This is a genomic window from Mucilaginibacter humi (genome assembly GCF_013087555.1).
Genome location: NZ_JABFCR010000062.1, coordinates 1 through 20576 on the forward strand (window position 1 = coordinate 1; position 20576 = coordinate 20576).

Genomic DNA, 20576 nt, shown 5'->3' on the forward strand with positions numbered 1-20576 from the left:
AAAAGACTGCGCTCGTCTATATTAATTGAGGCGGACGATAAAACCGTCGCTATTGATTCGGGGCCCGACTTTAGGTACCAGATGCTCCGCGCCAATGTACAGCATTTGGATGCTATTGTTTACACGCATGAGCATAAGGACCATGTAGCCGGCATGGACGATGTACGCGCCTTTAACTTTAAGCAACAGGAACCTATGAACATCTATGCCGACCCGCGTGTACAGGCGGCGCTGATGCGGGAGTTTCCCTATGTATTTGCCGAAAATAAGTACCCCGGTATACCGCAGGTAGATATGCATGCCATTGGCGATGAAGGTTTCCATATCGGCAGTATTCATTTTACGCCTATAGAGGTAATGCATTATAAATTACCGGTGCTTGGTTTTCGCGTTAATGATTTCACGTATATCACCGACGCCAAAACGGTATCCGACCAGGAAAAAGAAAAAATAAAAGGATCAAAAATATTGGTGATAAACGCGCTGCAAAAGCAAACACATATCTCGCATTTCACGTTGGATGAAGCTATCGCTTTCGCTCAAGAGATAGACGCCGAAACCACTTACTTCACCCATATTTCCCATCGCTTGGGCAAACATGCTGATGTTATGGCTGAGCTACCTGCCGGTATTAAACTGGCGTATGATGGGCTAACGGTTAGTATCTGATAAACCCTTTAATTTTTTTGTCATCCTGAACATAGTGAAGAATGACAAATTGATTTAATAAATCTTAGTCCTATCTTGCCTTAAATTTTTATACCTATGGAATTTGGCCGTGTAACACCAGAAGAACTACCCTTAATTGATTTTACCTTACCGCCCGATCCGGCATTAACCATACAAACCCTTGCCGCCGCAAAAACGACCAGCCGCTGCAAGTACACGTGGGCTGTGCTAAGTGGGGACGTAAAGAATGGGTGGGCCAGATCTATCCGCCAAAAACCAAAGACGCCAACTTTTTAGACGAGTACGTAAAACATTTTGATAGCATTGAATTGAACGCTACTTTTTACAACCTCTACCCTGCTTCAACTATTGCCAAATGGAAAGAAAAGGCCGAACTAAACCCCGATTTTAAATTCTGTCCTAAATTTTCGCAAAGCATCAGCCATATCCGCAGGTTAAAAAATGCTGAGGAAATTACCACTACTTTCTATGAGGGGATTTTGGCCTTCGGCGATAAGCTAGGCCCGTTGTTTCTGCAGCTAAGCGATAATTTTACGCCAAAAAGTTACCCGGAGTTAAAAGCTTATTTAGAGCAATTGCCAAAGGATGTCCCCGTATTTGTAGAACTGCGCCATAAAGAATGGTTTGCCAATGATGAGGTACGCCAAACTGTTTTTAATATGCTGCGCGATCTGAATTTAGGCGCGGTGATAACCGATGCATCAGGCAGGCGCGATTGTGTGCACATGAATTTGCCAACGCCGCACGCTTTTATACGTTATGTTGGTAATGGCGATGCGAGCGATGATCCGCGCCTTGACGATTGGGTTTACCGCATAAAGCAATGGCGAGATATGGGTTTAAAATCAGTTTGGTTTTTATGCACCAGCATGACGAGCGCCACTCGCCGGAAAAAGCTGATTACTTCATTAAAAAACTGAATCAAGAACTACAACTTAACGTACGCGAGCCGCAGTTTTTAAACAAAGGTGGCTTGTTTGATTAACAGAAACGTAACATTAAGCCATAAGCGGCGTTAATAAAAAACTGTATTTTTAGCACCTTGCTATGACTGACATCAACACACTATATCAACAAGCCGTTACGCTGCTGCAGCAGCTCATTTCCATCCCATCATTTAGCCGGGAAGAAGACCGCACCGCCGACCTGTTAGAAAATTTCCTAAAAACCCACGGTATCACGCCAAATCGTAAAATAAACAACCTGTGGGCATACAATAAACATTTTGATGCGGCCAAGCCTACCATACTGCTTAACTCGCACCACGATACCGTAAAGCCAAACACCGGCTATACCCGCGACCCATACGACGCAGTTACCGAAGACGGCAAACTTTATGGCCTTGGCAGTAATGATGCGGGCGGCTGCCGGTATCGCTGATAGCCGTGTTCCTTTATTTTTATGACCGTACCAACCTTAAATATAATTTCTGCTTAGCTGCCACTGCCGAAGAAGAAATCTCGGGCGTGAATGGGTTAGAACTGATTATACCCGATTTAGGTCCGCTTGATTTTGGGATAGTTGGCGAACCTACCCTGATGCAGTTGGCCATTGCCGAAAAAGGATTAATGGTATTTGATTGTGTTGCTCATGGCAAAGCCGGCCATGCCGCCCGCGAAGAAGGCGACAACGCTATTTATAAGGCGATGAAGGATATCGAATGGTTCCGCACCTTTAAGTTCCCTAAAGAGAGCGAAATGTTTGGGCCGGTGAAGATGTCGGTTACGGTTATCAATGCAGGTTCGCAGCATAATGTTGTGCCCGCCAGTTGCAATTTTGTAGTTGATGTTAGGGTTACGGATGCGTACCGGAACGAAGAAGTTTTGGAAATCATCCGCCAGCATGTTAGCTGTGATGTTACCCCACGTTCTGTTCGTTTAAAGCCATCGTCAATAGATAAAAACCACCCTATAGTACAGGCAGGACTTTCTCTTGGGCGGACCACCTATGGCTCGCCTACTACATCTGATCAATCATTACTGGATATCCAGTCAATAAAGGTTGGCCCGGGCGATTCGGCACGTTCGCACAGTGCGGATGAGTTTATTTATGTGGATGAGATTAAGGAAGGTATTGAGTTGTATGTTCAGATGCTGGAGAAGATCGTCTGATTTACGAATTACGATTTACGAATTACGATTTGTATCTTCATCAATTATTATTCATGAAAAAAGAAGAATTACTTTTGAGGACTAAATACTACGCGATTGCTAATGCAAGATTAGTTCTAAGTATTCCAAACAACATAGTGAATCGTAATTATGCGGATCAGTTAGCACGTAGCGCAAGTTCGACCGGGGCAAATTACCGGGCAGCCTGCAGAGCGAAATCAAAAGCAGATTTCATTAATAAACTAAAAATTGTTGAAGAAGAGTTAGACGAAACCTTATTTTTCAATGAGCTATTAGTGGAATTAAATCCTGAATTAAAAGAAAAAATCACACCTATTTATAAGGAAGGTAACGAACTTCTTTCTATAATTGTCGCCGCAATAAATACGTTGCGTGGCAATTGATTTACACTTATGGTTATCACAATAATCGTAAATCGTAAATCGTAAATCGTAAATAATATGAGTAAGCTTTGGCAAAAAACCACTAATGTTAATGAGCTGGTAGAGAACTTTACCGTTGGGCGCGATACCGAGTTCGACGCGCAAATGGCGGCATTTGATGTACTGGGATCGCTGGCGCACACGCAGATGCTGCAAAGCATTGGCCTGATGAGCGCCGATGACCCTGGAGCTGGTACAACGCGAGCTTAAAAACATTTATGCTGATGTGGAAGCCGGCAACTTTACCATTGAGCCGGGTGTGGAAGATGTACATTCGCAGGTTGAAATGCTGCTTACCCAACGCATTGGCGAAGCCGGTAAAAAGATCCACAGCGGCCGCTCGCGTAACGACCGGTGCTGGTCGATCTGAAGCTATTCTTCCGCCACGAATTGCAACAGATAGTTGAAGAAACACATAAGCTCTTTAACCAATTAATTGAATTATCAGAACAACATAAAGATACCTTATTACCGGGCTATACGCATTTGCAGGTGGCTATGCCATCTTCGTTCGGCTTATGGTTTGGTGCTTATGCAGAGAGTTTGATTGACGACCGGAGCTGGTATTAGCCGCTTATAAGATCACCAATAAAAACCCGTTGGGTTCGGCTGCGGGCTATGGCTCGTCGTTCCCCCTAAACCGTACCATGACTACGGAGTTGTTAGGCTTTGAAAGCCTGAATTACAACGTGGTTTATGCCCAAATGGGCCGCGGTAAAACCGAGCGGATCATCGCCCAGGCTTTATCATCAATAGCTGCCACATTAGCTAAAATGGCTATGGACCAGGCCTTATATCTGAGCCAGAACTTCGCCTTTGTAAGTTACCCCGATACCCTTACAACCGGCAGCAGTATTATGCCGCATAAAAAGAACCCCGACGTTTGGGAAATTATGCGTGGCAAGTGCAACCGTTTACAAGCCCTGCCAAATGATGTGGCCATGATGACCACCAACCTGCCATCAGGCTATCACCGCGAATTGCAATTACTGAAGGAGCTGTTATTCCCGGCGTTTACTGAGCTGAAGAACTGTCTGCACATGGCAACGTTTATGCTGCAAAACATCACCGTAAACCGGGATATATTAAACGACCCTAAATACGCCTACCTGTTTAGTGTTGAAGAGGTTAATAAGATGGTACTAAACGGCACCCCCTTCCGCGATGCGTATAAGCAGGTGGGATTAGCTATAGAGAAAGGCGAGTTTGATCCGCAGAAAACAGTTAACCATACCCACGAGGGCAGCATAGGCAACTTAAACAATGCCGAGATAACTAATGCAATGACCAAACTGGTTGGCGAATTTAAGTTTGAAGCGGTTGCACGGGCCATAGCTAAGCTGGTGAAGTAAAGTATCGCTCTGTTTTCAAAGTGAGGTGAGAATTATTGTGCTATAAATTATGAACGGATTATTGAGAACAACCACCTCCCTGTTACTGTTTATTGGGCTAACGGCATCTACCTTCACCTATGCACAAAATACCGGGGCAGCTAAAAAAGGCCACACCTACATCTGGACCAAAATACTGGATAGCGCAGACTGGAAAAAAAGTTACAATTTCCAGATGTTTACTCAGCATGATACGGCGTGGGTTTTTCACCAGGATGGTAACTGGTATTCGACAGATGGACGGCGATGGGTAAAATCAAGCTTACCTAATGCCATATATAACCTGGCATTTTTAGACTACGTGCAATTTAACAATAGCATGTACGGCTTAGGGCATTTTGAGGGCAATGCCGATAGGTTTACCTACACACCTATGATTTACCGTACCAACAACTTTAAAAGTTGGACGGTTATTGCCCGAACAGGAAATCTGCCAGCACGGTTCTTTTACCATCCGTTTGTGTTCAATAACAAACTTTGGATAATTGGTGGCGCTAATCAAAACACCGAATATGCTGATATCTGGAATTCGGCTGATGGCATAGTTTGGGTTAAACAAAAAGACAATTTACCCTTTGGCAAGCGCAGCCCAGCCGTAGTAAACTTTAAGGGCAAACTTTACTTACTGAATAACGATGTATGGACATCCACCGATGGTTTGAACTGGACCCTATTGACTAACGAAATTTTAAAAGGCGAACAACTATTTGGCTATGCAGCTGTTGTTTTCGATAATAAGATATGGCTATTGGGCTGCAACCGCAATGGCTTGTTTTCGAGCCGGGTGTTGGTAAGCACTGATGGCAAAACCGGACAGAGCAAACTGCACCCTGGACACCTCGAGGCGGAGTAGCGGCTACAGTATTTAAAGGTAAGATATATATGACCGGCGGCAAATATGGTGGCACCCCTAATCATCCGGAGTTTAAGTACAGTAACGACTTATGGGCACTCGAAAAGAAAAAATAACATGAACGGACAAAACAGAAGCGACATTTACCCGGGCCTTGAGGTTGATATCATCCTTAAAAAAGATCAGCGTAGCGGCAAATTAACCCGCGGCATTGTGAAGGACCTGCTAACCAGTTCGGCCTACCACTCGCGCGGTATTAAAGTTAGATTAGAAGATGGGCAGGTGGGCCGCGTAGCCGAAATAGTTGAAGAGGATTAGCTATATTGCCTTGCAATTAATCATAGGCCATGGCTAAAAAGGGACTTACCAAAATTAAAGCGTTACCCAAAAACAAGTTTTTTAAGTTTGATGCGCATTACCGTGTGGTGATATCATTTGGGGCAGCGTTAATAGCTTTTGCTTACGCGCACTAAGCTAAGCTGGCCTGCGGCTTCGCTGGTTACCGGGTAGCGTTTGCATTAGCCATCATTATTATGGATTGGATCATTATATTAAATGCCCATCCAAAAGAAATCAGGAAGATAGCTAAACTGCAGGACTCGAGCCGGACACTGATATTTTTATTTGTAATAGCGGCATCGGTTATAAGTTTAGGGGCGATATTGTTTTTACTAAAAGGCACCAAGGGCCAAGCCGATGCTGATGTTACCGGTCATATTTTACTGGCAATGGCGTCTGTTATTGTATCATGGTGGTTGGTACATACGCTGTTTACCATGCGGTACGCGCATTTATACTATAATGCTATAGAGGGTGAAACAATACCTGTTGGCGGGTTGGAGTTTCCCAACGAAAAAGAACCAGATTACCTCGATTTCGTTTACTTTTCCTTCGTGATAGGTATGACCTTCCGGTGTCGGATGTAGAGGTGTCAGAACGGCCAATCCGCAGGTTGGTGCTGATGCATGGTATCATATCATTTGCTTTTAATACAGCTATTGTGGCGTTGAGTATAAATGTGGTGTCGAGTTTGGTATAGGGTTAAGTCGTTTACTTGAACGCGCGCCGTTTACTCACCAAACCGCACCTGGTTATCAATCATGCACCGCCTCCATTTTAGAATGCACCCTGGTATCCTTCATGTTAATATATACCAATAACGATATCAGCACGCAAAAAGCCACATACCAGTAAAACCATTCCTGGTGATTATAATTTTTGAACATCAGGGCGGGGGGCTCTGCAGTACCACCAAACACGGATACGGCCACACCATACGGGAAACCTACCCCTAACGCCCGCACATGCGCGGGGAACATCTCCGCTTTAACAACTGCGTTTATTGAGGTATAACCGCTCACAATGATCAGGGCGATCATAATAAGCGCAAACGCGGTCCAGAAATCTTTTGTGTGGCCCAGCATTATCAATATGGGTACAGTTGCTAAGGTACCGCCTACGCCAAAAGTTATCAGCAATGGCTTGCGGCCTATCCTGTCGGATATTTGCCCAAATAACGGTTGCAATAGCATAAAAACTATTAAGGTTAATGCTGATATCAGCGTAGCGGCACTTTTACTGAAACCGGAAGTGATCACCAAAAACTTTTGCATATAAGTAGTGAACGTATAAAACGCTACTGTTCCGCCAAGCGTTAATCCTACTACCGTAAATACCGCTTTGGGGTGTTTGGCCAACTCTTTTATAGTACCCCGGGTTGAGATATGTTGCGGGTGGCCATTAAGCGTGACTGATTCCTGCAAACTGCGTCTCAGGTACATAACTGATATAGCCAGCACAGCCCCTATTGCAAACGGAATGCGCCACCCCGGGTATGGAGTTGATCTTCGGTTAAAAATACCCGTTGCAATAGTACCAACACACCCAACGCAACCAGTTGACCGGCAATTAAGGTTACATATTGAAAGCTGGAATAAAACCCGCGACGGCGCTTGCCGGCCATTTCGCTCAGGTAGGTGGCGCTGGTGCCGTATTCGCCGCCAACGCTTAGGCCCTGTACCATTCGTGCTAATAATAATATGGCGGGTGCAAATATCCCTATTTGTTTATAACCTGGTGTAATTGCAATAACAAACGACCCTATGCTCATAAGCAATACAGATACCGTAAGCGCGGCTTTGCGGCCATATTTATCCGCATAGGTGCCCATTACCCAGCCGCCAATGGGCCGCATTAAAAATCCTACAGCAAAAATGCCGGTGGTGTTTAATAATTGTACTGTTGTATTATCCGAAGGAAAAAACGCGCCGGCAAAGTATAAGGTAAAGGCTGAGTATACATACCAATCGTACCACTCTACCAAATTACCTAATGAGCCACCAATAATGGATTTGATACGACTGGCGGTAGAAGGTGGTTGGATTATGGGGTTAGACATGTGGGCAATTTAAATAATACCCCTGTCATTTCGAAGCGTAGCGAGAAATCTTGTAAGCTATGCTACAGATCGCATGTTTAAGATTTCTCACTCGTACCTCGTTTCGAAATGACAGTTTTTTTATACCTTAGTTAATGCTTTTCACCGAAGACTTTTTGCATTATATCTGGAAGTTCCGCCTGTTTGAACGGAGCAACCTGCAAACTATCACCGGTGAAGCTATCGAGATCTTTTCGGCAGGGATGCATAATACCGATTCGGGGCCCGACTTTGGCAATGCGCGGATAAAGATTGGCGATACCTTATGGGCCGGTAATGTGGAGCTGCACCTCTCCTCGTCCGACTGGAGCAAGCATAACCATACCACAGATAACGCTTATGACAACGTGATACTACATGTAGTATACCGTGACGACGAGCCGGTTATATTACCTAATGGTCGCCGGATCCCAACCCTCGAACTAAAGAACCGCATACCTGACGAACTATTTAACCGCTACCATAACCTGGTTTACGGCACACAAACCATTATCCCCTGCGAAGCCAGCATCGGCAAGCTGGACGACTTTACCTTAAAAACCTGGTTCACACGGATACTGATAGAGCGGCTGGAAAAGAAATCAGAAGCCGTTATAGCAGCACTTGCCGTTAACAGGGGCGATTGGGAAGAAACTTTTTATCAATTTTTGGCGGCCAACTTTGGGTTTAAAACCAACGCGGTTCCGTTTGAACTCATGGCTAAGTCGCTGCCCCAAAACATCCTCGCGAAGCATAAAAACAACCCGCTGCAAATAGAGGCGCTGATATTTGGACAAGCGGGATTTTTAAACGGCGATTTTGAAGATGAATATCCGCGTAAACTAAAAACAGAATATGAGTTCCTACGGAAGAAGTTCAGCCTTAACCCTATTGACAACCATCTATGGAAGTTTCTGCGAATGCGCCCGTTAAACTTCCCTACTATCAGGTTGGCGCAATTTGCGGCGTTGGTGGTAAACTCAAATCACTTGTTCTCGAAGATTTTAGAGGTAAAAGATGTAAAAAGCCTCCAAAAGCTGTTTACTGATATTAAGGTAAATGCATATTGGGACGAGCATTATCAGTTTGATAAGCCATCAAAACCGGCATCAAAAAACATGGGGCAAACATCTGCCGACCTTTTATTGTTAAATACATTAGCGCTATTTTTGTTTAGTTATGGAAAGCATAACCAGCAGGAATATTATATCAATAGAAGTTTAAAATTATTAGAAACCATGCCTGGCGAGAACAATAATATAATAGCAGATTTTGCCAGCCCGGGTGTTAAAGTAAATTCGGCATTTGAAACACAGGCGTTATTGGAATTAAAAAACTATTATTGTAATTATAAGAAATGCCTGCAATGCAGCGTTGGTAATAAAATACTAAAGTTAGCCTGATAGATATGTTACAGCGGATCCTCACTTTTTTGAACGATACTCTTTTGGGGTTTGCACTTATTTGGGCGAACGTTTTAATATTTCTATCTCCAAGTTAAGGCTTTTCTTTATCTACACCTCTTTTATTTCCGTCGGTTTCCCGCTAATATTTTACTTCTTTGCGGGGATAGTGTTAGACTTTCGCAATTATATCAAGCGCTGTCGTACACGTACCTTTGATCTGTAGATCTAACTAAATGATACCCATCATTTATTAATCAAAACCAATCTGCTATTTTTAAAGTTTAATTTACAGACGCTAAATAGCGCGTCGCTACTTAACCGTTATGGCATTTATTGACTACTACCAAATTTTAGGCGTTACTAAAACGGCAAGCGATAAGGACATTAAAGCCGCTTACCGCAAACTGGCACGTAAATATCATCCCGACCTTAACCCAAACGACGAGGAGGCACACAAAAAATTCCAGCAGTTGAACGAGGCTAACGAAGTTTTAAGCGATCCGGACAAACGCAAAAATACGATCAATACGGCGAAAACTGGCAACATGGAGAGCAATATGAGCAAGCGCGCCAACAACAAAGCCGGCAGCAACGTAGCTATGGCGGCGGCGGGCAGGCTTTTGATTTTGAAGGATTTAGCGGCGGTGGTGGTGGTGAAGATTTTTCGGATTTCTTTCAATCGATGTTTGGGGGTGGTGGACAAAGACGCCAGGCAAAATACCGCGGGCAGGACCTGAATGCCGAATTACAATTGCACATAAGAGACATATTAGAAAGCCATAAACAAACGCTTACGGTTAATGGTAAAAACATCCGTATTACTATACCGGCAGGTGTGGAGAACGGGCAAACCATAAAAATTGCCGGGCATGGCGGCCCCGGTGCCAATGGCGGGCCGGGCGGCGATTTATACATTAAATTTTTAGTGTCTGATGATCCCCGGTTTAAGCGCAAAGGCGCCGACTTATACAGTACCGCCAAGCTGGATATTTATACCGCCATATTAGGCGGCGAAATAACAGCCGAAACCATGACCGGCAAAGTCAAAGTTAAGGTAGCGCCCGAAACACAAAACGGCACTAAAGTTAAATTAAAGGGAAAGGGCCTGCCTGTCTACAAAAAAGAGGGGCAATTTGGCGACTTATATATCAGCTATGAAATACAACTCCCAACCAACCTTACCGATAAACAAAAACAACTATTTGAAGAACTGGCTAAATCATCAACATAAATTATTGGGATATGAACGCTAAGCATTTAATAAAAGCTACTGATTTTTGTATGTACCACCAGTTAGAACATACTTTCATCACCGACCTGCAGGAAGCGGGACTTCTGAAGATAACCATAGTTGATAACACTCCGTGCATCGCCGAAACCGAGTTAAACAAACTTGAACGCATAACACGCCTGTATACCGAGCTGGATATCAACCTGGCCGGGATTGAAGCCATTACCCATTTAATAGAGCGTATTGAAGATATCCGAGGAAGAAATGAGGTTATTGAAAAATAGTTTAAGAGCGTATGAGTAATATCTCTCGTTGTCATTTCTAAGCGCAGCGAGAACTTCTCTCTTAAGCGATAGCGAAAAATCTTAAACGCTTTGCAGACGGGTCGCTTGTTTAAGATTTCTCACTCGTTCCTCGTTTCGAAATGACATAGCTCTTTATAAGCTACTGTTCGCACTTGTATAGTCATGATATTAATTCTCTGTTAACTTTTCCCCTATTAGGCGCTTAATAACATAGACTTTTATATATTTGGCTAACCAACTAAAACAAATGAAAAAACTTTTCTTAACAACGCTTGCCTGCTTAATTTTAAGCGGAGCGGCCTTTAGTCAGCAATTAAATATTGCCACCTACAACTTGCGTAACGATAATAAGCAAGACTCTTTAGCCGGTAACGGCTGGGGGCAACGATACCCGGTAATTGCCCAGCTTATTCGGTTTAACGACCTTGATGTTTTTGGTACGCAGGAAGGCAAATACAATATGCTTAATGATTTAACCAGCGTTTTGCCCGGTTATAAATGGATAGGTATTGGTCGTGATGATGGTGTTAAAAAAGGCGAATACTCAGCTATATTTTATAAAGAGACCCGCTTTAAAATAGTAAAACAGGGCAATTTTTGGCTATCAACTATTACGGACAGGCCTAACAAAGGCTGGGATGCCGCTTTACCGCGTATTTGCACGTGGGCACAGTTCCGAGGATATTAAAACCGGCTTTAAGTTTTATTTCTTTAATATCCATATGGACCATATTGGCGTATTGGCGCGTAAAAACAGCGCTACGCTGGTACTTCAAAAAATAAAAGAAATGGCAGGCGACCAACCAACCATATTTACTGGCGACTTTAATGTAGACCAGCACAATGAAAGCTATGCCGAAGTATTAAGCACCGGCTTATTAAAGGACTGCTTTGATCTTGCGCCTATAAAATTTGCTAACAGCAACTCGTTTAATGCATTTCAAGTGGATAGGCCAGGCGACGCGCGAATTGACCATATTTTTGTAACCAAACAGTTTGATGTTAAGCGCTACGCTATTTTAACTGACACCTATCACGGTAAAGTACCGTCGGATCATTACCCGGTAGTAGCTATAATGAATGTTAAATAGATATACCATCATAAAAAACGCGCTGAGGATTTAAACCTTAGCGCCTTTTTAATTATATCATATTAGTTACAATTCATAACTATCTATTATCCTTATTCTTACAGGCATAATTCCAACACTCCGGATAACCAAATACATCACCGTTAAACTTGCTGACATAGCTATCGTCTTAATTACATGAACAGCGATATTAAAACTGTTTATATAAAAAGCATATGAAAACTTTAAAATTAACAATAGCAGCAGTAATATTAGCCTGTACTTTCCGGGCAGCAAGTGCACAGGTAAGAGTAGGCGTACATATCGGTACCCCGCCGCCACGTCATGAAGTGGTTGTAGTACATCGCCCGGTTCAGCGCCAGGTAATCGTTCGTCATGAGCCCGTGCGTAGAGCTTACTACCGTCACGAATATAGAAGGCCGGTATATCATCATAACACCTACGTTCGTCATGAACGTGTGGTAAGAAGGCATTACTAACAAAAAAGCCTCCCGTAGTTCGGGAGGCTTTTTTGTTTTAAAACCATTTTTGTAGTTTTTACAGCACAACTGTTATATTATTGGCATAGCCTGATATCGACTCAAAAGATCGCATTTTTTCGCACTAATTATCAGCAGTTTATAGCTAATTCAATAAAATTCATTAAACCTACTGGCATGGCTCTTGTCATAAATACAACAATAACGATATAGGTTATTTACTAAATACAATGATTATGAAAACTTTAAAATTAGCAATAGCAGCAGCATTATTAGCCGGTACTTTCCGGGCAGCAAATGCACAAATAAGTGTAGGATTAAGAATTGGCACCCCTCCACCCCCACATCGTGTAGTGGTAGTTAGAGAACCAGTTTACCGTGAAGAATATGTTGAACCGGTGTACAGCCGCGAATATTACGAACGCCCGGTAGTTTATAATCGTGTAATAGTAGCACCGCCGGTACGCAGAGTCTATTATCGTCATGGATATTACGGCAGGCCGGTATATCATGAAAACTATTATCGCCATACAAGATATGTAAGACATTATTAATAAGAAAGCCCCCGATAGTTCGGGGGCTTTCTTATTTTTTATTCAGAAACCCCTGTAGCGCCTGCTGCGTGAAATCAGACAATACCAGTTCGCCGCTTATAGCGGCACGTTTGGTAAGCAGCTCATCCCACTCATCAGTACCTTCCCATAATATTTGCTTTAAGCCTGACAATGCTTCGGGATGGTAGGATGCCAGCTTTTCTGTTAAAGCGACTAATGCCGTATCCATATCGCCGATAGTGGCGTAAACCTCATTATACAACCCTTTTTCTTTTGCCCATTGTGCAGTCTGGAAATCAACAGCACGGATCGCCAACTGCGAAAACGCGGGCAGCCCAATTTTACGTGTGACAGCCGGAGAAATTACAAACGGACCGATACCAATAGCCAGTTCGCTTAGTTTAATAGCGGCTGCTTCGGTAGCCAGGCAATAATCGGCAGCGGCGGCAAGGCCCACTCCCCCGCCCACAGCTTTACCCTGCACCCGCGTAATAATAATTTTTGGCGATTTGCGGCAGGCGTTGATCACATTGGCAAAACCAGCAAAAAACTTAGCTCCTGCTTCTTTATCCTTTATCTGTAATAGCTCATCAAAACTCGCGCCTGCACAAAAGGTACGGTCGCCTTCACTTTTTAGTACAATAATGCGCGTTTGCCCGTCATCGCCTGCCTGGTTTATTTTAGCGGTAAGCATATCAAGCAACGCCGCCGGCAGCGAGTTTTGTGCCGGATGATAAAAGCTGATGGTAGCAACGCCGCTATCACTATAAGTAAGGGTTATTTCCCCGTTTGGGTTATCGGACATAGTAAAGTTATTGTAGATTTAAACAATATCAGAAGTATTTAACGTTCCTGCAATTTTTAAAATGGATTTTAATAATTTAGCTATAATCAATTATATGGTAACCATAGAAACCGCGCGCCAGTTTGCGCTATCCTTGCCGGGGACAGAAGAATACGATCATGTGGGCAGACCCGCCTTCAGGGCAAATGGCCGCACGTTCGCCACTTTATGGGTGAATGATGAACGCATGATGGTAATTTTACCATTGATCGATCAGGATGTATTTTGCGCCTTCAACCCTGCAATTATCTATCCTGTACCCAACAAATGGGGTTTAAAGGGTTGCACTTTATTTGAATTAAAACACATGCGCGAAGATATGCTGCAAGATGCTATAACGTTGGGCCATCAAACTGTTATGGCTAAAAAGCCAAACCGTAAATCGCCACAAAAAAATGAAAAACAAAATAAAGGTAATGTACATGGCCCTGCTGGCTATTATGGTTTGGCTGGCACTGGTTATCCAGTTTGATATCTCTACAGAAAAATACCTGTCGCAGGGCCGCACGTTTGGTGGTGCTATTGTGCAGTTATTAAGCTATTTTACTATTCAAAATAATGCATTGGTTGCGTTGGCTATGACCTTGTTTTTATTGGCTCCACAATCCAAATGGGGTAAATGGTTTGCCAAGCCAGCGGTATTGGCATCTATGTGTGTTTACATAACCATAGTTTGCCTGGTTTATCAATTGGTGCTGCGCAAAGAGCATACGCAATATGGCTGGTTCAAATTTTGCGATGAGATCTTCCATTCCATCAGTCCGCCCATGTTTATATTATTTTGGTTATTGTTTATTCCTAAGACAAAGTTACCATGGGGCAGGGCAATTAACTGGCTGCTTTATCCGCTTATTTATTGTTTTTATATTTTACTAAGAGGCTCAATATCTAATTACTATCCTTATAGCTTTATTGACGGCACCAAGCTCAGTTACGGCCAGATAACTATTAACTGTTTCTTTTTGTTGCTGGCATTTTTAAGCTTAGGGTTACTCTTTATCAGTGTAAACAGGATAGCCCAAAAACGTTAAACCTTCTGTATTTGCCAGAGTCTTTAATATATACTTAAAATAAAGACCATGAAAAAACACATCATAAAAATGCTTACACTGGTAGTGTTCGCTTCGGTTGCCCTAACGGGTTGTTCGCTGCAAAACCAGCAGCACAGACGCCAATATGATCGCTATGGACGGGATGGATATCGACGGGATCATAACCAATACCATTACAAATACGATCAGCGCGGTCAAACCCAACATGGTAATTACCACTACTAATTAGTTTGCTACCCTTAAAAAACTCCCTCCAACACGGCGGGAGTTTTTGTTTATGCAGGTCTAAATTTTACGTGCTAATTACCTTTCCTTTTATAAATTGCAGACTAATAGATCAATATGCACAAAGGTGGTTTCCTTAATATCTTTTTAATACTTGCGGCTATAAGCCTGTTGTTTGACTGGTACGTTTTTAACGGCCTTAAAACTTTCACTGCCGACCGGAGATCCAAAGCCGGTAAACATATCGTTCCATGGGGTTTTCTGGTAATTTCTGTTGGCATTACTGTGGTGTTCCTGTTAGGCTTTAGCAGCTACAATACCTCAAAAGGGATGACGCCTTTCCACGAATGGATGCTGAGCCTGTTCCTGACTTTTTTATTACCAAGCTGGTATTTGTGGTGGTTTTGTTTTTGGGCGATCTGGGGCGTGGTGGTGTTGGTGTATACAATGCTGCCACTAAACGTAAAGATGCGGTAAGCCATAAATATTTCCCTGCCCGGCGAAAGTTCATCAGTGAGCTGGCGATATTGCTGGCTGCCTTTCCGTTCTTCGGTTTCTTCTACGCTATGTTTAGGGGAAAATACGATTATAGGGTGCACCGTCAAACTATTTATTATGACGATCTACCGGAGGCTTTCGACGGCTTTACCATAACCCAGTTGTCTGATATCCACTCGGGTAGTTTTGATAATGTTAAGGCGATGCAAAAAGGTATCGATCTGGCCCAGTCCCAAAAAAGCGACCTCTTTGTATTTACCGGCGATTTGGTTAACAATGCCGCACGGGAGATAGAACAGTACTTATCCAATTTCAGCCAATTACGAGCGCCCTACGGCCAGTTCTCCATACTGGGCAACCATGACTATGGCGACTACATCCATTGGGACAGCGAGGCCGAAAAAGCCGCTAATTTGGATAAGCTAAAACAACACCATAAAGACCTTGGCTATCGTTTGCTGTTAAACGAAAATGTGGAGTTAGAAAAGAGCGGCCAAAAGATCTCGTTGATAGGTGTGGAAAACTGGGGGCGCGGCTTTATACAAAAAGGCGACCTGAGTAAAGCATTAGCAGGTGTTGATCCGAAATCATTTAAAATACTCCTCTCGCACGATCCAACCCATTGGGAGGAACAAGTACGCTATAACACTAATGCAAATGTCCGCCTCACCCTATCCGGCCATACCCACGGCGCGCAGTTTGGTGTAGAGGTTGATGGCTTTAGATGGAGCCCGGTGCAATACCGTTATTTAGATTGGGCCGGCTTGGCTAATGAGGGAGACCGATATCTGTATGTAAATCGTGGATTTGGTTTCTGGCCTTCTCAGGCAGGTTAGGCGTTTGGCCAGAGATTACGGTGTTGACGTTGAAGCGGAAAGTGGCTTAGTAATATTTTAAACAATTTACCTTTTCATAGCTTTATTAATATAAATATTAAAGCTATGGCAAACCATCCTGTAAAATATAAACCCGTTCAGCGTAATCGCAAACAACCACAAACCGATACCGGAAAGAGAACTGGGAAACAATGAAGCCTTTTGTACGCTTCGGTTTTAAAGCGATGGTATTGATAGGCGGCGCGATGATTAGCATTATTAAGCTGATACCTGAACTTTTGGAAGATCATAAAGACGCAAAGCCTAAAAAGGATACACGCGTTATAAAGATCTAATCCAATATTAACTCACAGCTTTGTAAACGGGTATTTTTGGGATACCCGTTTTTTTGTGCTTTTATTATACCTTTATCATAATTACCCCTGTTAATTATGATTAAACCTTACAAAGCATTATTACTTTGTACACTTTGCTGTAATTCTTTTATCGCGTTAGCACAAACAAAAACTACCGGGGAAGCTGACAGTAAATCCGGCCCGGAAATAAAATTAAATTATCTAAGCAATAGTGTATTTATGGGCCGGGCAGATTCTGTGCGCACTGCGGTTATTACTCCTCAGCTTAAATACGCTTTTAGCAACGGCATTTATTTATCAGGCAGCTTGTATGTTGTGCCTAATCGCAAAAAGAACAAGGTTGATGGTGGCGATGTTACCCTTGGGTATGATTTCGATCTGAGTGATAAACTATCGGGCGGGCTATCTTTCTCCAAATTCTTTTACAGTAGCAACAGTACACAGGTAACCTCTTCGCAAAGCAGTACCATTAGCGGAAATTTAAGCTTTGACAACGATTTTGTAACACCAACCTTAACTGTCGACTACAATTTCAACAAACAAGCTATAGCCGGCGATTTGTTCCTGAACATTGCCCTAAGCCGTGATTTTGAAATTGACGGCGTATTTGGAAAAGATGATGCACTAACGCTGTCGCCAACTATTGAAGCCAATACAGGCACCCAGAATTTCTATAACGGTTATATAGTTTATCGTAAACGTAAAAATGTACAAAATTCAGCAGCGGCAACGGCATTGCTGCAAACCTACCAGTCGGAGCTAAGCCAATATAAGTTATTGGATTTTGAGTGCGCCATCCCGGTTGAATATTCGAGGGGTAATTTTACCCTTAACCTTACCCCTACCTATGCCTTGGCGCAAAATCAGTTTAAATCGGCAGCAGTGGTAAAAGCGCTGGGTTTAACAACACAATCATCTGTATTTTACTTTGATATTGGGGTGGCACTAAAGTTTTAACAAAGCACTTAACAGGTTATAAGTGTTAAAGTAATTTTATCATCTTTGCGGCAAATGATGGTTTAGGCCTCGTTTTATGTTAAAAGATGTTAATGCTGTATCAGTATTTCAAAAAATATTGATATTTACTTATTGAATAAACTTTACTCTTAACCAATGCAATACAAAAAGATCAATAACCTGCTGGGCTGGCTTTGCTTTGTTATAGCTTCTGCAACCTACATTTTAACTTTAGAGCCTTCCGTAAGTTTTTGGGATTGCGGCGAATTTATTTCGTGCGCGTTCCGTTTACAGGTTTCGCACCAACCGGGTTACCCTTTGTTTGCTATGCTGGGCAAATTCTTCTCGTTGTTATCATTCGGCGACAATACCAAAGTTCCATATTTTACCAATTTAGGCTCGGCAATTGCCAGTGGTGCAACTATCATGTTCCTGTTCTGGACCATTACCGCGTTAGCTAAAAAATTGGTTCCTGCTGCTAAGGATGGTGAGAACGAGAATGTACGTACCATATTAATTATGGGCGCTGGCTTAGTGGGCGCGCTTGCATTTACTTATACTGATACCTTCTGGTTCTCGGCTGTCGAGACAATCGTATTTGCCTTATCAGCGCTATGTACATCAATTGTATTCTGGGCCATATTAAAATGGGATGCCCATGCTGATGAGCCGGGCGCCGACAAATGGTTAATATTTATAGCTTATATTATTGGTTTATCCATAGGTATCCACTTGCTTAACTTGTTAACTATCCCGGCATTATCGCTGGTTGTTTACTTCCGCAGGGCCAAAACCATTACCACTAAAAGCGCGGTTATTGCCTTTTTAATAAGCATTGGTATTCTTGGATTGGTACAGTTTGGTATCAGGCAGTGGACCATTCAGCTATCGGCTTATTTCGATTTGTTCTTCGTTAACACTTTAGGTTTGGGCTTTGGTACAGGGTCTATCTTCTTCTTTATATTGCTGATAAGCTTATTGGTGGCCGGTATTGTTTACAGTATTAAAAAAGGCAAGGCTGTATTAAACCTGGCTTTACTATGTGTGGCCTTTATTTATTTTGGCTACAGCGCGTTTGTTTATATCCCTATCCGCGCTACTGCCAATACCAATTTAGATAACTCGCACCCGGATAACGCGTTTACCTTAAACGGCTATTTAAACCGGATCAATATGGCGAAACACCCTTATTAACGGGCCCGTACTTTGATGCTAAAGTTGTTGACCAAACCGAAGGCGCTACTTTATATCGTAAGGGCGAAAAGAAATATGAAGTATCAGGCAAAAAACAACATTATATTTACGACCATACAACAGTTTTCCCGCGTATTTACAGCACCGAGGGTCAGGACCCAAGCTTTTACAGGCAATGGCTGCAAATGGGCGATACGGATGTACCCGGCATGGTTGAAAACCTGAAGTTTTTCTTCAGCTGGCAAACGTACCAGATGTATGTAAGGTACTTTTTGTGGAACTTCGTAGGACGCGTAAATGATGGCGACGGACAACAACAAATGGGTGGCTTTAAAGGCTATGTTGACGGTGATTGGACCAGCGGTATTTTAGATGGCACCAAACATTTACCAAAATCTGTTACCCATGGCTTAACCTATACCCCGCTATATGCCCTTCCATTTATATTGGGCTTATTGGGTATGTGGTACCATTTTAAACAAAAGAAACGCGACGCGCTAATTATAGCCCTGCTTTGGTTCTTTACCGGTATGGCTATTGTAATGTACGTTAACCAGCCCTCGGTACAACCGCGCGAAAGGGACTACTCTTATGTCGGATCATTCTATGCATTCGCTATCTGGATAGGTTTGGGTGTTATTGCGCTGGCCGAGTTTTTAAGGAAAAAGATCACTCCAAAAACAGCCGCTTATGTAGCTACCGCGATATGCCTTTTAACTGTGCCGGTAGTATTAGCTAAACAAGAATGGAAAGCGCATGACCGCTCTACCAAAATGGTAGCGCATGATATGGCATATAATTACCTGATATCCTGCCCGCCAAACGCCATATTATTTACTTATGGCGATAACGATACCTATTGTGTATGGTATGCGCAAGAGGTTGAGGGAATACGCCCTGACGTGCGCCTGGTTAACCTTAGCTTATTTACCGGTGACTGGTATATACACCAGATGCAACGTAAAATGAACGAAGCGGACGCGCTGCCTATTACCATGCCATTTGATAAATATAAAGACGGTATACGCGATGTACTGTATTTCAGGGATCAAAAAATACCGGGATATACTGAGGTGAAGGATGTGTTTGATTTTATATCGTCGGATGACCCCGGGTGATGACTACTTATCCAAATGGCGAAACTGCTAATTACCTGCCAACTAAAAACTTTAAGATAACTATCAATCCGCAGGATATTATTAAAAACAATGTGGTACCTGCTGATAAAATAAGCCTGATAGCAGATACCATGAAGTGGAAATATACTTCAAACTATATCATGAAGGATAACCTGGCTATGCTGGATATATTGGCACATAACAATTGGAAACGCCCTATATGCTTTGCAATTACCGTTGGTAACGAAAACCTGATAGGTATGCAGCCATACTTATATAAAGAAGGCTTTGTTTACCACCTTATGCCACTAAAAATTGATACTGCTGTTAAGGATGAGCCATATAAAATAAATACCATGGTGGCGTATAACAACATCATGAACAAGTTTAAATTTGGCAAGTTTAAAACCGCTAAGTATTTAGATCATGAGTCTACTACCATGTTCTACCCGGTAATGATCTCTACCTTCCTTGATCTGATACAAAGCTTAATGGTAGAAGGACATGATGACGGCGTTAAAAGCAC

The 20576-nt window shown here is 42.8% G+C and carries 27 protein-coding genes and 4 pseudogenes; 28 read left to right on the plus strand and 3 right to left on the minus strand.

Features of this window, described 5'->3' with window-relative positions; all coding sequences use genetic code 11:
* The 10 genes and pseudogenes from HK413_RS12290 to HK413_RS20085 form a co-directional block, all read left to right on the plus strand.
* A partial coding sequence (locus tag HK413_RS12290) for an MBL fold metallo-hydrolase (RefSeq protein ID WP_246230478.1) occupies positions 1-669 on the plus strand: 669 nt, incomplete at its 5' end.
* 218 nt (positions 670-887) lie between these two features.
* Positions 888-1610, plus strand: coding sequence for a DUF72 domain-containing protein (locus HK413_RS12295; RefSeq protein WP_317169561.1), 723 nt, complete (start codon positions 888-890; stop codon positions 1608-1610).
* A 127-nt stretch (positions 1611-1737) separates the two neighbouring features.
* Positions 1738-2801, plus strand: a pseudogene (locus HK413_RS12300) (M20 family metallo-hydrolase).
* Positions 2802-2854: 53 nt separating this feature from the next.
* Positions 2855-3205: a four helix bundle protein gene (locus tag HK413_RS12305; RefSeq protein ID WP_175270343.1), complete on the plus strand. Its 351-nt coding sequence runs from the start codon at positions 2855-2857 to the stop codon at positions 3203-3205.
* A gap of 57 nt (positions 3206-3262) precedes the next feature.
* Positions 3263-4596, plus strand: a pseudogene (gene argH / locus HK413_RS12310) (argininosuccinate lyase).
* 61 nt (positions 4597-4657) lie between these two features.
* The gene (locus HK413_RS12315) at positions 4658-5488 is read left to right on the plus strand and encodes a hypothetical protein (protein WP_175270344.1); all 831 of its coding nucleotides are present in this window, start codon (positions 4658-4660) and stop codon (positions 5486-5488) included.
* Positions 5489-5605: 117 nt separating this feature from the next.
* Positions 5606-5806, plus strand: coding sequence for a YwbE family protein (locus tag HK413_RS12325; RefSeq protein ID WP_175270355.1), 201 nt, complete (start codon positions 5606-5608; stop codon positions 5804-5806).
* 29 nt (positions 5807-5835) lie between these two features.
* Complete coding sequence (locus HK413_RS20080; RefSeq protein ID WP_262886906.1) at positions 5836-5961, plus strand: hypothetical protein; 126 nt, start codon at positions 5836-5838, stop codon at positions 5959-5961.
* Positions 5962-6021: 60 nt separating this feature from the next.
* Entirely contained in the window at positions 6022-6414 is a 393-nt protein-coding gene (locus HK413_RS12330; RefSeq protein ID WP_262886907.1) for a DUF1345 domain-containing protein, read from the plus strand.
* A gap of 29 nt (positions 6415-6443) precedes the next feature.
* Positions 6444-6527 carry a hypothetical protein gene (locus HK413_RS20085; RefSeq protein WP_317169565.1) on the plus strand — a complete coding sequence of 28 codons (84 nt, stop codon included), beginning with the start codon at positions 6444-6446 and terminating at the stop codon, positions 6525-6527.
* Positions 6528-6582: 55 nt separating this feature from the next.
* On the opposite strand, the gene HK413_RS18380 is transcribed toward HK413_RS20085, so the two are convergent.
* Positions 6583-7287: an MFS transporter gene (locus HK413_RS18380; protein ID WP_394353175.1), complete on the minus strand. Its 705-nt coding sequence runs from the start codon at positions 7285-7287 to the stop codon at positions 6583-6585.
* A 5-nt stretch (positions 7288-7292) separates the two neighbouring features.
* The gene (locus HK413_RS18385) at positions 7293-7886 is read right to left on the minus strand and encodes an MFS transporter (protein WP_246230482.1); all 594 of its coding nucleotides are present in this window, start codon (positions 7884-7886) and stop codon (positions 7293-7295) included.
* 134 nt (positions 7887-8020) lie between these two features.
* Between HK413_RS18385 and HK413_RS12340 the strand changes: the two genes are divergently transcribed.
* From HK413_RS12340 to HK413_RS12365, 9 genes and pseudogenes are all read left to right on the plus strand, one after another.
* Positions 8021-9307, plus strand: coding sequence for a DUF2851 family protein (locus HK413_RS12340; RefSeq protein WP_175270345.1), 1287 nt, complete (start codon positions 8021-8023; stop codon positions 9305-9307).
* Between the two features lie 5 nt (positions 9308-9312).
* A pseudogene (locus HK413_RS18390) lies at positions 9313-9533 on the plus strand (PspC domain-containing protein).
* Positions 9534-9633: 100 nt separating this feature from the next.
* Entirely contained in the window at positions 9634-10047 is a 414-nt protein-coding gene (locus HK413_RS21505) for a J domain-containing protein (protein ID WP_317169562.1), read from the plus strand.
* Complete coding sequence (locus HK413_RS21510) at positions 9993-10541, plus strand: J domain-containing protein (protein ID WP_317169563.1); 549 nt, start codon at positions 9993-9995, stop codon at positions 10539-10541. Before HK413_RS21505 ends, HK413_RS21510 begins: the two co-directional genes overlap by 55 nt.
* 11 nt (positions 10542-10552) lie before the next feature.
* Positions 10553-10825: a chaperone modulator CbpM gene (locus HK413_RS12350; RefSeq protein WP_175270346.1), complete on the plus strand. Its 273-nt coding sequence runs from the start codon at positions 10553-10555 to the stop codon at positions 10823-10825.
* Between the two features lie 268 nt (positions 10826-11093).
* Positions 11094-11534: an exonuclease/endonuclease/phosphatase family protein gene (locus HK413_RS18395; RefSeq protein WP_246230484.1), complete on the plus strand. Its 441-nt coding sequence runs from the start codon at positions 11094-11096 to the stop codon at positions 11532-11534.
* Entirely contained in the window at positions 11485-11937 is a 453-nt protein-coding gene (locus HK413_RS18400; RefSeq protein WP_246230485.1) for an endonuclease/exonuclease/phosphatase family protein, read from the plus strand. The genes HK413_RS18395 and HK413_RS18400 overlap by 50 nt, the downstream gene beginning before the upstream one ends.
* Before the next feature lie 215 nt (positions 11938-12152).
* Complete coding sequence (locus tag HK413_RS12360) at positions 12153-12416, plus strand: hypothetical protein (RefSeq protein WP_175270347.1); 264 nt, start codon at positions 12153-12155, stop codon at positions 12414-12416.
* 236 nt (positions 12417-12652) lie between these two features.
* A complete protein-coding gene (locus HK413_RS12365) occupies positions 12653-12970 on the plus strand; it encodes a hypothetical protein (RefSeq protein WP_175270348.1) in 318 nt (105 codons plus the stop codon).
* A 31-nt stretch (positions 12971-13001) separates the two neighbouring features.
* Here HK413_RS12365 and HK413_RS12370 read toward each other — a convergent pair whose 3' ends face one another.
* Positions 13002-13775, minus strand: coding sequence for an enoyl-CoA hydratase/isomerase family protein (locus tag HK413_RS12370; RefSeq protein ID WP_175270349.1), 774 nt, complete (start codon positions 13773-13775; stop codon positions 13002-13004).
* Positions 13776-13869: 94 nt separating this feature from the next.
* On the opposite strand from HK413_RS12370, the gene HK413_RS12375 reads away from it, so the two are divergent.
* The 9 genes and pseudogenes from HK413_RS12375 to HK413_RS18420 all read left to right on the plus strand — a co-directional run.
* Positions 13870-14286, plus strand: a complete 417-nt coding sequence (locus HK413_RS12375) for an MmcQ/YjbR family DNA-binding protein (protein WP_175270350.1) — start codon at positions 13870-13872, stop codon at positions 14284-14286.
* On the plus strand, positions 14210-14845 hold the full coding sequence (locus tag HK413_RS12380; RefSeq protein ID WP_175270351.1) for a Pr6Pr family membrane protein: 636 nt from the start codon (positions 14210-14212) through the stop codon (positions 14843-14845). Before HK413_RS12375 ends, HK413_RS12380 begins: the two co-directional genes overlap by 77 nt.
* A 363-nt stretch (positions 14846-15208) precedes the next feature.
* Complete coding sequence (locus HK413_RS18405; RefSeq protein ID WP_246230487.1) at positions 15209-15568, plus strand: hypothetical protein; 360 nt, start codon at positions 15209-15211, stop codon at positions 15566-15568.
* Complete coding sequence (locus HK413_RS12385) at positions 15487-16425, plus strand: metallophosphoesterase (protein ID WP_317169564.1); 939 nt, start codon at positions 15487-15489, stop codon at positions 16423-16425. The genes HK413_RS18405 and HK413_RS12385 overlap by 82 nt, the downstream gene beginning before the upstream one ends.
* Positions 16426-16616: 191 nt before the next feature.
* Positions 16617-16760: a hypothetical protein gene (locus HK413_RS12390; protein ID WP_175270352.1), complete on the plus strand. Its 144-nt coding sequence runs from the start codon at positions 16617-16619 to the stop codon at positions 16758-16760.
* A gap of 96 nt (positions 16761-16856) precedes the next feature.
* A complete protein-coding gene (locus HK413_RS12395; protein WP_175270353.1) occupies positions 16857-17738 on the plus strand; it encodes a hypothetical protein in 882 nt (293 codons plus the stop codon).
* A gap of 156 nt (positions 17739-17894) precedes the next feature.
* A complete protein-coding gene (locus HK413_RS18410) occupies positions 17895-18932 on the plus strand; it encodes a glycosyltransferase family 117 protein (protein ID WP_246230489.1) in 1038 nt (345 codons plus the stop codon).
* A gap of 185 nt (positions 18933-19117) precedes the next feature.
* Positions 19118-20050 (plus strand): hypothetical protein, encoded by a 933-nt coding sequence (locus tag HK413_RS18415; protein ID WP_246230491.1) that lies wholly within the window; start codon positions 19118-19120, stop codon positions 20048-20050.
* Positions 20050-20576: pseudogene (locus tag HK413_RS18420) on the plus strand (DUF2723 domain-containing protein); the annotation flags it as partial. The gene HK413_RS18415 and the pseudogene HK413_RS18420, both read left to right, overlap by 1 nt.

Coding starts and splice junctions, on each gene's coding strand:
- HK413_RS18415 (WP_246230491.1), top strand. CDS start 19,118: ATGGGCGATACGGATGTACCCGGCATGGTTGAAAACCTGAAGTTTTTC.
- HK413_RS18395 (WP_246230484.1), top strand. CDS start 11,094: ATGAAAAAACTTTTCTTAACAACGCTTGCCTGCTTAATTTTAAGCGGA.
- HK413_RS12375 (WP_175270350.1), top strand. CDS start 13,870: ATGGTAACCATAGAAACCGCGCGCCAGTTTGCGCTATCCTTGCCGGGG.
- HK413_RS12360 (WP_175270347.1), top strand. CDS start 12,153: ATGAAAACTTTAAAATTAACAATAGCAGCAGTAATATTAGCCTGTACT.
- HK413_RS18410 (WP_246230489.1), top strand. CDS start 17,895: ATGCAATACAAAAAGATCAATAACCTGCTGGGCTGGCTTTGCTTTGTT.
- HK413_RS18400 (WP_246230485.1), top strand. CDS start 11,485: ATGCCGCTTTACCGCGTATTTGCACGTGGGCACAGTTCCGAGGATATT.
- HK413_RS12390 (WP_175270352.1), top strand. CDS start 16,617: ATGAAGCCTTTTGTACGCTTCGGTTTTAAAGCGATGGTATTGATAGGC.
- HK413_RS21510 (WP_317169563.1), top strand. CDS start 9,993: ATGTTTGGGGGTGGTGGACAAAGACGCCAGGCAAAATACCGCGGGCAG.
- HK413_RS12325 (WP_175270355.1), top strand. CDS start 5,606: ATGAACGGACAAAACAGAAGCGACATTTACCCGGGCCTTGAGGTTGAT.
- HK413_RS12350 (WP_175270346.1), top strand. CDS start 10,553: ATGAACGCTAAGCATTTAATAAAAGCTACTGATTTTTGTATGTACCAC.
- HK413_RS20080 (WP_262886906.1), top strand. CDS start 5,836: ATGGCTAAAAAGGGACTTACCAAAATTAAAGCGTTACCCAAAAACAAG.
- HK413_RS21505 (WP_317169562.1), top strand. CDS start 9,634: ATGGCATTTATTGACTACTACCAAATTTTAGGCGTTACTAAAACGGCA.
- HK413_RS12340 (WP_175270345.1), top strand. CDS start 8,021: ATGCTTTTCACCGAAGACTTTTTGCATTATATCTGGAAGTTCCGCCTG.
- HK413_RS12305 (WP_175270343.1), top strand. CDS start 2,855: ATGAAAAAAGAAGAATTACTTTTGAGGACTAAATACTACGCGATTGCT.
- HK413_RS18385 (WP_246230482.1), bottom strand. CDS start 7,886: ATGTCTAACCCCATAATCCAACCACCTTCTACCGCCAGTCGTATCAAA.
- HK413_RS12380 (WP_175270351.1), top strand. CDS start 14,210: ATGAAAAACAAAATAAAGGTAATGTACATGGCCCTGCTGGCTATTATG.
- HK413_RS18405 (WP_246230487.1), top strand. CDS start 15,209: ATGCACAAAGGTGGTTTCCTTAATATCTTTTTAATACTTGCGGCTATA.
- HK413_RS12365 (WP_175270348.1), top strand. CDS start 12,653: ATGAAAACTTTAAAATTAGCAATAGCAGCAGCATTATTAGCCGGTACT.
- HK413_RS12370 (WP_175270349.1), bottom strand. CDS start 13,775: ATGTCCGATAACCCAAACGGGGAAATAACCCTTACTTATAGTGATAGC.
- HK413_RS12395 (WP_175270353.1), top strand. CDS start 16,857: ATGATTAAACCTTACAAAGCATTATTACTTTGTACACTTTGCTGTAAT.
- HK413_RS12330 (WP_262886907.1), top strand. CDS start 6,022: ATGGATTGGATCATTATATTAAATGCCCATCCAAAAGAAATCAGGAAG.